General features: G+C 71.7%; 10 protein-coding genes. 7 read left to right on the plus strand and 3 right to left on the minus strand.

Annotated elements, in window-relative coordinates; translation table 11 throughout:
• Positions 1–2 precede the first annotated feature (2 nt).
• Positions 3–848, minus strand: a complete 846-nt coding sequence (locus NNI01S_RS04910) for a serine hydrolase (protein ID WP_084488478.1) — start codon at positions 846–848, stop codon at positions 3–5.
• Positions 849–1,011: 163 nt separating this feature from the next.
• Positions 1,012–1,209 (minus strand): hypothetical protein, encoded by a 198-nt coding sequence (locus tag NNI01S_RS04915; RefSeq protein WP_228829028.1) that lies wholly within the window; start codon positions 1,207–1,209, stop codon positions 1,012–1,014.
• Positions 1,210–1,467: 258 nt separating this feature from the next.
• Here NNI01S_RS04915 and recC point away from each other — a divergent pair, with 258 nt between their 5' ends.
• From recC to NNI01S_RS04950, 7 genes are all read left to right on the plus strand, one after another.
• The gene (gene recC / locus NNI01S_RS04920) at positions 1,468–4,836 is read left to right on the plus strand and encodes an exodeoxyribonuclease V subunit gamma (RefSeq protein WP_063017912.1); all 3,369 of its coding nucleotides are present in this window, start codon (positions 1,468–1,470) and stop codon (positions 4,834–4,836) included.
• A 226-nt stretch (positions 4,837–5,062) separates the two neighbouring features.
• Positions 5,063–8,464, plus strand: coding sequence for a UvrD-helicase domain-containing protein (locus NNI01S_RS04925; protein ID WP_084488480.1), 3,402 nt, complete (start codon positions 5,063–5,065; stop codon positions 8,462–8,464).
• Entirely contained in the window at positions 8,461–10,350 is a 1,890-nt protein-coding gene (gene recD / locus NNI01S_RS04930) for an exodeoxyribonuclease V subunit alpha (RefSeq protein WP_063017913.1), read from the plus strand. Before NNI01S_RS04925 ends, recD begins: the two co-directional genes overlap by 4 nt.
• A gap of 46 nt (positions 10,351–10,396) precedes the next feature.
• Complete coding sequence (locus NNI01S_RS04935; RefSeq protein WP_063018698.1) at positions 10,397–10,870, plus strand: RNA polymerase sigma factor; 474 nt, start codon at positions 10,397–10,399, stop codon at positions 10,868–10,870.
• Positions 10,870–11,481: a methylated-DNA--[protein]-cysteine S-methyltransferase gene (locus tag NNI01S_RS04940; RefSeq protein WP_063017915.1), complete on the plus strand. Its 612-nt coding sequence runs from the start codon at positions 10,870–10,872 to the stop codon at positions 11,479–11,481. Before NNI01S_RS04935 ends, NNI01S_RS04940 begins: the two co-directional genes overlap by 1 nt.
• Positions 11,478–12,260 (plus strand): 2OG-Fe(II) oxygenase, encoded by a 783-nt coding sequence (locus tag NNI01S_RS04945; protein ID WP_084488484.1) that lies wholly within the window; start codon positions 11,478–11,480, stop codon positions 12,258–12,260. Before NNI01S_RS04940 ends, NNI01S_RS04945 begins: the two co-directional genes overlap by 4 nt.
• Before the next feature lie 5 nt (positions 12,261–12,265).
• Positions 12,266–12,520, plus strand: coding sequence for an Ada metal-binding domain-containing protein (locus NNI01S_RS04950; RefSeq protein WP_063017917.1), 255 nt, complete (start codon positions 12,266–12,268; stop codon positions 12,518–12,520).
• 218 nt (positions 12,521–12,738) lie between these two features.
• Here NNI01S_RS04950 and NNI01S_RS04955 read toward each other — a convergent pair whose 3' ends face one another.
• The gene (locus NNI01S_RS04955; RefSeq protein WP_063018702.1) at positions 12,739–13,356 is read right to left on the minus strand and encodes a DUF1109 family protein; all 618 of its coding nucleotides are present in this window, start codon (positions 13,354–13,356) and stop codon (positions 12,739–12,741) included.
• Between the last annotated feature and the right edge of the window lie 491 nt (positions 13,357–13,847).

The raw sequence follows: 13,847 nt of genomic DNA on the forward strand, positions 1-13,847 counted from the left end.
GGTCAGCGGCCGGCCAGCAGGATCTTCGCGAGTTCGGTGTCGGTCTCGGCACCCTCGGTGTAGCCCCCCGCGTCACCCAGCGAACTCATGATGGCCAGGGTGTAGCGCTCGCCCGGGCCCGCGAAGCCGACCGAGTTGACCACCCAGCCGCCCTGCTCGGCCGACCAGCCGTTCTTCAGGCCGGGACGCATGCTCGCGCCCGCGCCCCACACGCCCCAGTGCTGGTTGGAGTCCACCGCGCGCATCCGGTCGACGAGGTAGTTGCGGTCGTCGGGGTGCATGCGGTTGAGGATGTGGTCCATCAGCCGGTCGAGGTCGGCGGCGGTGCACTTCTGGAACGACCAGTCCGGGAACAGCGCGGTGTTGGTGGGCTGCGGCACCAGCGAGGTCATCCCGTTGGCGCGGAAGGCGTTGTTGTACGCCATCCGGTCGATTCCCGCGTACTTGGTCCAGAGCAGGTCGGCGGCTCCGTCGTTCGAGGTCGCGAGCATGCCCTCCATCAGGCCGCGGTCCTCGGGGGTCAGGTTGATGGCGCCGACCCGCGCCCGGTTGAGCAGGTCCGCGGCGATCGCGAGCTTGATGGTGGACGCGGTCCAGACCGCGTTCTCGGCGTTGGCGTTGGCGTAGACCCCGCCGGAGACCCGGTCGCGCAGGACGTAGCCGGTGACGCCGGGGCGGCTGTTGAGGTAGGCGTCGGCCTTCGCGATGCGGCTGCTCAGATCGCAATCGAAGCCGGGCAGGCAGCCCTGAGTGTGCGCGAGCGGCGCCGCGCCTGCGGTCGGCAGCGCGGCGGGCAGGCTCGGGGCGATGATCGCCGCAGCGGCAAGGACACAGGCGGAGGCGGCCACGCGGGGAACGGTTCGGGTGGCGGGGGACGGATGACGCACGAGGGACCACGATCGCACATCGCGGGTCCGGACGCACGTCTTGAGCTCGGGTCCGGGGTGTGCTAATGCCCGGCCCTGGCGCTTGCGGCCCAGTGCTATTCGCTCGTCGGCGCCGGTCAGGGCGTCAGCGAAAGGCGGCGCGCAGCTCTTCGACGGTGCGTCCGTTGAGCCGGTAGCAGTGCTCGAAAGCCTCGGTGTGCCGATCCCGGGGCCAGGAATGCAGGACGACGGTGCGACCGTAGTGGCGCGAGTTGATCAGCTCCCAGCGGTCACCGATCCGGCGGACCGTGAATCCGCCTTTCGGGACCAGGGGAATCACCATCGCATCCATGAACGCGAACCAGCCTTTCGGTGCAGCTCTCTCGTTCCGCCCCGGTGCAAACTCTTACCTCCCCGGTGCAGCACTGTCGCACATCGCCGCGGCGTTCCCTTCGTGACACGGCGAAGTAATCCGTTCTCGTGTGGTCTATTTCACTGCCGTCCGGATGGGGCGGTGCGATTGCGCGTCGGTCGCTGGGCGTATAAACGTGCAAAGTCCGTGGCCAGCGCAGCCGGACACCCATCGATCGAGAGGGCGCAGATGCCGCTGCACATCCACCGCGCCGAGCGGGCCGACGTCCTGGCCCTGGCGCTCGCCGGTGTGCTGGCGTCGCCGCTGGACGACCCGCTCGCCGCCGAGGTGGTCGCGGTGCCCGCGAAGGGTGTGGAGCGCTGGCTGACGCAGACGCTCTCGGGGGTGCTCGGCACGGACGGCTCGGCCGACGGGGTGTGCGCGAACATCGCCTTCCCCTCGCCCGCCGCGCTGGTCGCCGAGGTGTTGGCGGCGGCGAGCGGCGTTTCGCCCGCCGAGGATCCGTGGGCGCAGGAGCGGGCGGTGTGGCGGCTGCTGCGAGTAATCGATGGGTCGCTGTCCGAGGCTTGGTGCGCCGTGCCGGCCAGGCATCTCGGCGCCGGGGACGCCGCGCGTGGCGAGCACCGCGTCGGACGGCGCTATGCGACGGCGGCGCGGATCGCCGCACTGTTCGACAGCTACGCCGCTCAGCGGCCCGCGCTGATCACCGAATGGGCGGCGGGCATGGACACCGACGGCGCGGGCGGCGCGATACCCGAGGACCTGATCTGGCAGCCGATGCTGTGGCGCGGGCTGCGCGCGGCGATCGGGACACCGAGCCCGGCCGAGCGGCTCGACGAGGCCTGCGCGCGGTTGCGTGCGCGGCCGGATCTGGTCGCGCTGCCACCGCGGCTGTCGCTGTTCGGCGTGACCCGATTGGCCGGCGACCAGCTCGCTGTGCTGTCGGCGCTGGCCGCCGACCGCGACGTCCACCTGTGGCTCGTGCATCCGAGTCCGGTCCTGTGGTCGGCCCTGAGCGGGCTGCCCGCCGCCCGCACCCGGGCCGAGGATCGCAGCGCCGGGGCGGTCGCTCACCCGCTGCTGGCGGGGCCGGCCCGCGACGTGCGGGAGTTGCAGCAGCGGTTGAGCGCCGCCATCGGCTCCGACACGTATCACCCGCTCGGCTCGGCGCGATCCGATGACCTTGCCCCGGAAGGCGACTCGCCCGCGACCTTGCTGCGCGTACTGCAGCGGGGTATCCGGGACGACCGGTGGCCGCCTGCGCCGGGCGAGGCGGGCGCCGACGGCACCGTGCAGGTGCACGCGTGTCACGGCCCCGCGCGGCAGGTAGAGGTACTGCGGGAATGCCTGCTCGGGCTGTTCGCGGCCGATGAGACGCTGGAGCCGCGCGACGTACTCATCATGTGCCCGGAGGTGGAGGCGTACGCGCCGCTGGTGCGCGCGGCGTTCGGCCAGCGCGCGGCGGGAACGCCCGAGGCACAGGCCGATTCGGAGCATCCGGCGCACCGGCTGCGGGTTCGCCTGGCCGATCGGGGGCGCGGGGTGACCAATCCGCTGCTCGCGGTGATCGGAGTCCTGCTCGAGCTGGCCGACGGCCGGGTGACGGTGACCCAGGTGCTCGATCTCGCAGCCGCCGAAACAGTCCGCCGCCGTTGTGGATTCGACGACGACGACATCGAGCGGCTGCGCGAGTGGGCGGCCGAATCCGGGGCCAGGTGGGGCATCGGACAGCGGCAGCGCCAGGCGTTCGGACTCGCCGATTTCGCGCAGAACACGCTCAACAGCGCGGTGGACCGGATCCTGCTCGGCGTCACCGCGGGCGAGACCTCCGACGACTGGCTGGATCTCGCGTTGCCGTTGGACGACGTCGACAGCAACGACGTGGACCTGGCCGGTCGCTTCGCGGAGTTCGTCGATCGGCTCGCGGTGTGTCTGCGCGACCTGCGCGGCCCTCGGCCCGCCCACGAGTGGGCGGCGGTGCTGGGCCGCGCGCTGGACCTGCTGACCGACGTACCGGACGCGCAGGCGTGGGTGCACACCGAAGCCAGGCAGGAACTCGCCGCCGCCACCGACCACGCGGGCGAGGTCGCTTTGCGGTTGTCCGATGTCGGCGTTCTGCTGCGTTCGCGGCTGGCGGCGCGCCCCACCAGGGCCAACTTCCGCACCGGCGAGCTGACCGTCTGCACGATGGTGCCGATGCGGTCGGTGCCGCACCGGGTCGTGGCGCTGCTCGGATTGGACGACGAGATGTTCCCGCGCGCGAGCACCGTGGACGGTGACGACGTGCTGGCCCGCGAACCGCTGCTCGGTGAACGGGATCCGCGCAGCGAGGACCGGCAGCTGTTGCTGGACGCGATCCTCGCGGCGCGGGACACACTGCTGGTTTTCCACACCGGCGCCGATCCGGTCAGTGGGGCGCACCGGCCGCCCGCCATTCCGGTCGCCGAGTTGCTGGACGCGCTGCGGGCCCATGTCGGCGCCGCGGCGATGCGCGCGGTGGTGACCCGGCATCCGCTGCAATCGTTCGATCGGCGGAATTTCCGGGCGGAGCGGCCGTTCAGCTTCGACACCGTGGCCTTGGCCGGCGCGCAGGCGGCCGACGGACCCGTGCTACCGCGACCCGGATTCCTGGCCGGGCCGCTGCCCGCGGCGGAGGCGGCGGACGTCGCGCTGGCCGACCTGATCTCGTTCGCCGAGCACCCGGTGCGCGCGTTCCTGTGGCAGCGCCTGGGCCTGCGGGTGCCCGAGCACGACGAGGACATCGCCGACCGGCTGCCCATCGAACTCGACGGCCTGGCCAAGTGGGAACTGGGTGAACGCCTGCTCGCGGCCCGGCTGACCGGCGCGGACCCGGCAGGGCTGCGGGCGGCGGAATGGCGGCGCGGCACGCTGCCGCCCTTCGGATTCGGCGCCGCCGTGCTCGACGAGGTCGAGCACACCGTGGACCGATTGGTGCGCGCCGCGCAGGCGGACTACGCCGGCTCGGCGCGTGCGGTGGACATCGCGGTCGACCTGGGCAACGGACGACGGCTCACCGGCACGGTGCCCGAGGTGCGCGGTGACGTCCTGGTTCGCACCACGTTCTCCCGGCTGGCTCCCAAACACCGGATCGCGGCGTGGGTTTCGCTGCTGGCGCTGACCGTCACCGAGGACCGGTCGTGGCGGGCGGTGAGCACCGGGCGCGGCCAGTTCGGCCGTCCCACCTGGCGCAGCGAACTGACCGCACCCGACGTGCCCGCGGCCAGGGAGGCTCTGCGTCAGCTCGTCGCGCTGCGCGACGCGGGCCTGACCGAACCGCTGCCGGTCGCGCCCGCCGCCTCCGCGGTGCACGCCGAACGCCGGTTCCGCGGGGCGGGCGCCGACGACGCGATCGCCGCGGCGGAGCGCGAATTCAACGGCGGCCCCAACGGTCCCGGGCCGTTCGGTGATCACACCGATCGTCATCTGCGTTACGTCTGGGGTCCGGCGCCCCGGCTCGAGGACCTCATGGCCGCGCCCGCCGCGGCGGGCGAGCCCGGGGAGAGCACCCGTTTCGGCGCGCTGGCCCGGCGGATGTGGTTTCCGTTGCTGGCCGCGGAAAGTCAGGGTCAGCCGTGATCGATCACCCAGCGGCCGCAGCTCGGCGGTGCGGCGCGATCCGGCCCGGAACCCCGGAATACACCCGCACGGCGCGTGTCGGTCGCCGGTGGGCGGCCGGACGGGCGGCAGAATGTCGGGTCGGACAGTCGCTTCGGGAGCAGGTCCGCGCGGCGCGGCCGGTCGCCCGGGCGCTCGCGACGTCCGCGGACCGCGCGACAACCGGCCGCGCAGGAGGGAGGCACGCATGACCGTGCAGGAAACCTCCTTCGCCGCAGCCCCTTTCGACGCCGACGCGTCCGAGTCGTACGGACCGCTGCCCACCGGGACCACCGTGCTGGAGGCCAGCGCGGGCACCGGTAAGACGCACGCCATCGTCGGCCTCGCCGTGCGCTACGTCGCCGAGGCCGGTGTCGACGTCTCCCAGCTGCTGCTGGTGACGTTCAGCCGTGCGGCGACCCAGGAGCTGCGGGAACGCACCCGCGACCGATTCGTCGCCGTCGCCGCGGGATTGGCCGACCCGGCGGCGGCCGGGGCGCACGCCGACGACTTGGTCCGATACCTCGCGCAGGCCGAGGAAGGGGAGGTGCGGCTGCGGCAGCGGCGGCTGCTGACCGCGCTGTCGGATTTCGACGCGGGCACCATCGCCACCACGCACAGCTTCTGCCAGCGCATGCTCGACGAACTCGGTCTCGCGGGCGAGCACGACCCGGCCACCCGGCTGGTCGAGACCGTCGACGACCTCGTCGGCACCGTCGTCGACGATCTGTACCTCAACCGCTACGCGCGCGCCGAACCGCCCTTCTCGCTGAAGGAGGCCCGCACGCTCGCGCTGGCCGCGGTGCGCGACCGGCACGCGGCGCTCGTACCCGACGGCGAGACCGGCGCGGGCGAGCGAGTGGCGTTCGCGCACGCCGCGCGCGCGGAGACCGAGCGCCGCAAACGATCGGCCGGACTGCGCGACTTCGACGACCTGCTGGTGCTGCTGCACGAGGTACTCGCCGATCCGGACCACGGGCCGCGCGCGTGCCGACGCATTCGCGCGCGATACCGGGTCGCCCTGGTCGACGAGTTCCAGGACACCGACCCCCTGCAATGGGACATCCTGCGCAGGTCGTTCCACGGGCACACCACGCTGGTGCTGGTCGGTGATCCCAAGCAGGCGATCTACGCCTTCCGCGGCGCGGAGGTGCTCAGCTACCTGGACGCGGTCGCGCACGCGGGCGTCCGCCGCGAGTTGACCACGAACTGGCGCAGCGACGCGGGGCTGCTGGCCGCGCTGGACCACCTGCACGGCGGCGCGGCGCTGGGGCACGAGGAGATCCGCGTCCACCCGGTTGCGCCGACCAGGCCGTGGTCGCGGCTGTCCGGTCCCGGCGAACTCACCACGCCGATGCGAGTCCGATGCCTGCCGCGTACCGGGGCGGGACCGCTGAACAAATCCGGCTTCCCGGCCGTCGGGCGGATGCGGGCCAAGGTCGCCGACGATCTCGCCGCCGATATCGTCCGCTTGCTCGAATCCGGCGTGCTGTTGGACGCGAAAGCGGAAAATGCTGTGCGCGAAGATGATTCGGTGGCTGTGCCAGAGGACTCCGCGCGCAGGCCGATCGGTCCCGGTGACATCGCGGTGCTGGTTCGCACCCGCTCGCAGATCGATGTGGTGCGCGCCGCGCTGGACCGCGTCGGCGTCGCCTCCGTGCTCGCCGGCGGCATCAGCGTCTTCGCGACCAGCAGCGCCACCGACTGGCTGTGGGTGCTGCGAGCGCTGGAACAGCCGCACCGCGGCGACCGGGTGCGGCTGGCCGCGTGCACACCGCTGCTCGGCGTGACAGCGGCCGAGATCGACAGCGGCGGTGCCGATCTGGTCGGCCGGGTCAGCGCCCAATTGCGCGAGGCGGCGCGGCTGTTCACCCGCGCGGGCTTCGCCGCCGTCTTCGAGAAGATCGCGGCCGAGACGCGCCTGGCGCCGCGGCTGCTGGCCGTGGAGAACGGGGAACGGCAGCTCACCGACCTGCGGCACCTCGCGCAGCTGCTCGATCAGGTCGCGCTCACCGAGGGCCTCGGGCTGACGGCGCTGACCCGGTGGCTGGCCGACCGGGTGCGCGATCCGGCCTCCGGTGCCGTCGCCGATCGCAGCCGCAGGCTGGACCGGGACGCCGCCGCCGTCCAGATCGCCACCGTGCACGCCAGCAAAGGACTCGAATTCCCGGTCGTCTACCTGCCGTTCGCCTGGGACAGCGCGAAGAACCCCTATCCGGCGACGTTGCTGTTCCACGCCGACGACGGTGCGCGTGTGCTGGACGTCGGCGGCCCGGACGCCGCGGGATACGCCGACCGCAAGGCGCGCAGCGAGGCCGAGGAGGCGGGGGAGGAACTGCGGCTGCTGTACGTCGCGCTGACCCGGGCGATGTGCCAGATCGTCGCCTGGTGGGCGCCCGCGATCACCACCGCGGCGTCGCCGCTGCACCGGATGGTCTTCGGGCGCGGCGATCGCGGCGCCGTCGTCGCAGACCGAGCCCCCGTGCCGACGGATTCGGTTGCCGTGCAATCTTTTTCGACGTGGGCGCAGGACGCGGGCGCGGCGATCTCGGTGACGGCGGTGGCCGGGGGCGACGACGTCGCGATCCAGCGGGTGCGCACCGAACCCGCGCAGGGCGCGCTGGCCGCCGCCCGATTCGATCGGGTGCTGGACCAGCAGTGGCGGCGCACGTCGTATTCGGCGTTGACCGCGTCGGCGCACGGGCCTGTGGCATCGTCGGAACCCGACAGCGAACCGGAGGACGCGCGGGGGCCCGGTGACGAGCCCGCGGGCACATCCCTGCTCGGCGCGGCGGAGCCGGAGCCGGCGGGCGCGGCGTCGTTGATGAACGCGCTGCCCTACGGTGCGGAGTTCGGCACACTGGTGCACGGCGTCCTGGAGCGGATCGACACCGGCCATCCGGACCTGGCGGCCGAGGTGCACGACCGGTGCCGCGAAGCCGTGCGCGAGCTGATGGCCGAGGTGGATGCGGACGTGCTGGCCACCGCGTTGCTGGCGGTGCTGCGCACCCCGCTCGACGGCGGCTGCCTGGCCGATGTCGCCCCGCGCGATCGGCTCAGCGAACTCGAATTCGAACTGCCGCTGGCGGGCGGAGACCGTGCCGGCGCGACCGCGGCGACCTTGCGGTGCGTCGCCGGGTTGCTGCGCGAGCACCTTCCGGAGGACGACGACATGTTCGCGTACGCCGATCAACTGGCGGCGTTGGAGGACCTACCGTTACGCGGTTACCTGACCGGCAGCATCGACGCCGTACTGCGCGTCGCGGACGGTGCGGACCCGCGATTCGTCGTCGTCGACTACAAGACCAATCGGCTGGGCACCGGCGACCTCACCGTCGCGCACTACACCCGCGACCGCATGGCGGCCGAGATGCTGCGCTCGCACTATCCGCTGCAGGCGCTGCTGTATTCGGTGGCGCTGCACCGGTATCTGCGGTGGCGGTTGCCCGGCTACGACCCCGCGCGGCATCTGGGCGGGGTCCGATACCTGTTCGTACGCGGCATGATCGGGCCCGGCACACCCTCGGGATGCGGCGTGTTCGACTGGCATCCGCCCGCAGGCCTGATCGTCGCGCTGTCGGCGCTGCTGGCCGGGGAGGCGGCGCAGTGACCTCGATCCAGGTGGCGCAGCGGGGGACCGGACTGCTGCGCACGTTCAACGAGGCCGGGGTGCTGTCGGCGGCGGACGTGCACGTGGCTGTGCGTCTGGGCCGGTTGGGCCGTGAATCGTCGGAGGCGGTGCTGTTCGCGGCGGCGCTGGCCGTGCGCGCGGTGCGCTCCGGCTCGGTGTGCCTGGAACTGCACCGGATACGAGAGATCGGCGTCGATGCCGACGAGACCTGGGACGCGGGCGTCGATCCGGCGACGCTGCCGTGGCCCGACATCCAGGCCGTGGTCGACGCGCTGCGGGTGAGCCCGCTGGTGCGCGGTGGACCGGCCGGTCCGTTGCGGCCGCTGCGGCTGGTCGAATCGCAAGGGCCGGACGACTCCGGCCCGCTGCTCTACCTCGATCGCTACTATCGGCAGGAGCAGACGATCCGTCGGGTGCTCACCGAGCGATCCGCACACCATCCGGCGGTCGATCCCGGGATCGTGCGCCGCGAACTGGACCGGTTGTTCGACGCGCCTGCGGGCACGGCGCCGGATCGCCAGCGTCTGGCCGCCGCGCTGGCCGCGACCCACTGGACCACCGTGGTCGCCGGTGGGCCCGGTACCGGCAAGACCCACACCATCGCGCGGATCATCGCCTTGTTGTCCGCGCACCGCGAGGCCGAGCCGAAGCTGCCCGCGCTGCGCATCGCGCTGGCCGCCCCGACCGGGAAAGCGGCGGCGCGCCTGCAGGAAGCCGTGCGCGAGCAAGCGGTGTCGCTCGGACTGCCCGAACTCACCGCCGCCACGCTGCACCGGCTGCTCGGCTGGCAGCGCGGGCGCAGCACCCGGTTCAAATATCACGAGTTCAACCGATTGCCCTACGACGTGATCGTGGTCGATGAAACCTCGATGGTCTCGTTGACGATGATGAGCAGGCTGCTGGCGGCGCTGCGCCCGGACACCCGCCTGGTCCTGGTCGGCGACCCCGACCAGCTCGCCTCGGTCGACGCGGGCGCGGTGCTCGCCGACCTGGTCGCCGGTCCGGTCGCCGCCACCCCGAATCCGGTGCTCGACGACATCCTCGGCGCGCAGGCGCCCGCCGAGCACGCCGAGGCTCTGACCGCGCTGGAGCGCACCCGCCTGCGCGGCGGCATCGTGCGGTTGACCCGTGGCCGCAGATTCGGCGGACGGATCGCCGATCTGGCCGTCGCCGTGCGGGCCGGGGACGCCGACACCGCACTCGAGCTGTTGCGTGGGGGCGGCGACGAATTGTCGCTGAGTGCGCCGGACGAACTGCCCGCGGTGCGCGCCGACGTGGTGCGGGCCGCGACCGCGGTCACCGCCGCCGCGCTCGACGGTGACGCGGCGGGCGCGCTCACCGCGCTGGAATCGCATCGGTTGCTGTGCGCGCATCGGCAGGGGCCGTTCGGCGTCGAGCGCTGGGACCGGATGGCCGCGGAGTGGGCCGCCGCCGGGGGAGCGGGCCCCGACTCCCACCATGCGCCGTGGTACGCCGGCCAACCGCTGCTGGTCACCGCGAACGACCACGAGGCGCGGATCTACAACGGCGACACCGGCGTGGTCGTCCGGATGCCCGACGGCTCGCTGCGCGCGGCGCTCCAACGCGGCAACGAGCCGTACCTGGTGCATCCCACGCAGTTCCCCGCCGTGGTCACCGTCTTCGCCATGACCATTCATCGCAGCCAGGGCAGCCAGTACGACACGGTCTCCGTCGTCCTGCCCGAGCCAGAATCGACGCTGCTGACGCGGGAATTGCTGTACACCGCGATCACCAGGGCGCGCCGCCACGTCCGGATCATCGGCACCGACGAGTCCATCCGTGCCGGCATCGCGCGGCGGGTGCTGCGCGCCAGCGGGCTGTCGCGACGGGAAGAGGTCCGGTGACGGAATCTCACGTTCGCGGCGTCTGCCGCGTCTACCCGATGTGAGCCTGCCCCCGTTCGAGGAAATAGTGGCCGAATACGGCCCGATGGTGTTGCGCGTCTGCCGGGCGGTGCTCGGTCCGTCCGACGCGGCCGACGCCTGGTCGGAAACGTTTCTCTCGGCGCTGCGCGCGTTTCCCGGCCTGCCCTCGGACACCAATGTCGAGGCATGGCTGGTCACCATCGCCCATCGCCGCGCGATCGACGTCGGCCGTGCGCTCACGCGTGCGCCGGTCCCGGCCGAGACGCTGCCGGAACGCCCCGCCACCGCGCCCGGACCCGCCGACTACGACCCCGATCTGTGGGCCGCCCTGCGGGCGCTGCCGACCAAACAGCGCCAGGCGGTCGCCTACCACTATCTGGCCGGGCTTCCCCACGCGGAGATCGCCGCATTGCTCGGCAATTCTCCCGACGCCGCCCGCCGCGCCGCCGCGGACGGCCTGAAGACCCTGCGCAAGCTCTACCCGAAGGATGAAGCATGATGGCCACTCCCGATCCCGGCGACGGATTGTCGCGCGCACTGACTCCCGACGCCGAACTGCTCGCCACCTTGCACGCTCGCCTGACCGCCGACGCCGAAGCCGCGGGCCTGCTCGATGTCGCCTATCGCCTGCTGGACACCCCGGTGGGGACTCTGCTGCTGGCTGCCACGCCCGCCGGACTGGTCCGCGTCGCCTATCCCACCGAGGATCACGACGCGGTGCTCGCCACGCTGTCGGCCCGGATAAGCCCGCGCATCCTCGCGGCGCCCGCCCGTCTGGACACCGCGGCGCGGCAGATCGCGGAATACTTCGCGGGTGGCCGGACGCATTTCGACCTGCCGCTGGATCTGCGGCTGGCCGTGGGATTCCGCCGCCAGGTGATCGAGCACCTGCCCGCCATCGGCTACGGACAACGCGCGAGCTACGGCGCGGTGGCCGCTGCCGTCGGCAATCCGCGTGCGGTGCGCGCGGTCGGCTCCGCCTGCGCGCACAACCCGCTGCCGGTGGTGATCCCGTGCCACCGGGTGGTGCGCGGGGACGGGTCGATCGGACAGTACGTCGGCGGCGTCACCGCGAAACACGTGCTGCTGGATCTGGAGACGGCGGCATGAGCGAGCGAAGCGTCGGCTCCGCCCGGCGCGGCCAGCGGGGGGAGCCGAACCCGGGATGGACGAAAGCCGCTGCTTCCCTGGCGGATCGGGTCGGTGACCAGCCGTGGCAGGAGCTGCTCGAGGAAGTCGACGCCCAGGGCTGCGCGGCGACCGGGCCGATCCTCACTCCGGCGGAGTGCGCCGAGTTCACCGACCTCTGGGACGACCGCACGCGGTTCCGGTCCACCGTCGACATGGCACGCTATCGATTCGGCGAAGGCACCTACCGGTACTTCGCGAACCCCGTGCCGGATTCGATCATGGACCTACGGGCGTCCTTCTATCGAAAGCTGTTGCCGCTGGCCCGCTCCTGGGCCGAGCGGCTCGGCGACCCGGCTCCGTGGCCGGACGAGTTCGCGGACTGGCTCGCCGCCTGCCACGCCGCGGGCCAGAACCAGCCGACTCCGATCCTGTTGCGCTACACAACGGGTGACTGGAACGCCTTGCACCGCGACCTGTACGGCGAGCTGGTTTTCCCGATGCAGGTCGTCATCGGGTTGGATCGGCCCGGGATCGACCACACCGGAGGGGAATTCGTGCTGGTCGAGCAGCGTCCGCGTGCGCAGTCGAAAGCGACCGTTTCCGTGCTGGAGCAAGGCCACGCGCTGATCTTCACCACCCGCGACCGGCCGACGCGCTCGAGCCGAGGATGGTCCCGCGCCCCGATCCGTCACGGCGTCAGTCGCGTGCGCGGCGGTTTCCGGCACACCTTGGGCCTCGTGCTGCACGACGCGGGGTAGCCCCGGTGTACACCTTGCTCGATGGTCAGGGCCTGCCGTATCGCAGCGCCGAGCCGGGCGGCTACGGCGGTCATCGCCGCAGCCGGATCTACGGCCGCCTCGACTGCCCATCGGCCCTGCGCGCGCTGGCCCGTGGCACATACCGCGCACATCGCGTCTTCTTCGCCACCGAACTCGACGCTCTGTCCGCGGGGTATCGCCCCTGCGCCGTTTGCCTGCCCGAGCGATACGGCGCGTGGAAGGCTTTGCGCTTTTCGTGATCGAGCGCTCCTCATCCGCAGGGCGAGCCGCCTGATCACGCGCTCGGCCGCTCTCACGGCGGCCGGAACAGTGGCGCGGCCTGGCACCTCGTTACGACGAGCTTGCCGTCGTTCACCGGGATGCTGTGGTTTTGGCTGCCGTCCTCGCCTGGACGAGGTGCTTGCTGTGTGCGTCCTTGCCCCGGCGATCTGACGACCCGATGAGCACGGCGGCGACGTCAGCTACGCCACACAGCTGTGAACGCATACCACGGGCCACCGAGGTGAGTTGCGGTGAAGTCGTCGAACCCGACCGGTGTGCCATGAGGTGAGTACGCCCACCCACTGCTCACCGTGAGCCCGAGCCCGCCACCCTCGATGAAGTAGACGGTACCGTCGGGGTCCTTCCTGGCATAGCTGATGTCGAACCGGCCGATTTCGAAATGGGAGCGTGAAGGTTCCGAACTCGCTAGTAGGTCGAGGGCTACCCGCTCGAATTGCGGACTGGTCTTTTCGAACGACGGGCGGGGCAGGAGCGTGGCTGTGCCTGCAACAGCGAGAATCATCGCGGGGGCAGCTGCGATCCACCATGCCCATGTCCGATCCCTACCTACGACACGCAGCGTGCGGACCGCCCATACTGCACCGCAGATGAGGAGCACAAGTACGGCCGCGGCGCCGAACAGGAGCGGATCAGCCCAGGCGAAGGAGCCGTAGCGGGACGGCCACCAGTCGTAGTAGAGGCACACCAGCACAACGACTGGAACGACGGTGAATGCCAAGTGAATCGGCCCGGGAGGCCTGTTCGGCCTGTCCTGGATGGTCAATGCTCGGGCAAGTGGCTCCCGGTCGCTCACCGGACCAAAGTACCGCGCCGCGGCCGCCTCGGAGGCCATCACTTTCCGGCCTGCTGCTCGGCCGAGAAGCGCACGGCGGCGTCGCCCATATCCACCATCGAGCCCCTTGCGCGCGGCGGGTGCGGGCACTGGTGCCGCCGCGCTCACTACCGACACCCGACCTGTCAGCAGATCCATCGACCGGTGTCGGGTTGAGGACCCAGAGGCACGCTTAGAGCGAGAGTAACGAACCGGTTTCCGAACATCGTCCGTTCGCGTACCTCTCGGCCTGTCAGTGGCGCGGTGGGCGTTCGGCATAGAGCTGTCGAAAACGCTGCAGAACAGCGGCTTGGACGTGCTGGTTCTGGATCAGGGTATCGACACCTCCACTGCGGTGGGGCGCATGTTCTTCCCCCGGTCCTCGGCGCAATAACCGAGTTCGAGCACGCCTTGATGTCCGAACGCACCCACGACGGCCTAAGTCGCAGCCTGCGCCCGGTGCTCCCGGTCCT

The organism is Nocardia niwae NBRC 108934 = DSM 45340 (genome assembly GCF_001613465.1).
GTDB classification, from domain to species: domain Bacteria; phylum Actinomycetota; class Actinomycetes; order Mycobacteriales; family Mycobacteriaceae; genus Nocardia; species Nocardia niwae.

Bases quoted from the DNA above. Each gene is read 5' to 3' on its own strand.
- NNI01S_RS04940 (WP_063017915.1), top strand. From the start codon at position 10,870: ATGGCCACTCCCGATCCCGGCGACGGATTGTCGCGCGCACTGACTCCC.
- NNI01S_RS04915 (WP_228829028.1), bottom strand. From the start codon at position 1,209: ATGGTGATTCCCCTGGTCCCGAAAGGCGGATTCACGGTCCGCCGGATC.
- NNI01S_RS04945 (WP_084488484.1), top strand. From the start codon at position 11,478: ATGAGCGAGCGAAGCGTCGGCTCCGCCCGGCGCGGCCAGCGGGGGGAG.
- recC (WP_063017912.1), top strand. From the start codon at position 1,468: ATGCCGCTGCACATCCACCGCGCCGAGCGGGCCGACGTCCTGGCCCTG.
- NNI01S_RS04925 (WP_084488480.1), top strand. From the start codon at position 5,063: ATGACCGTGCAGGAAACCTCCTTCGCCGCAGCCCCTTTCGACGCCGAC.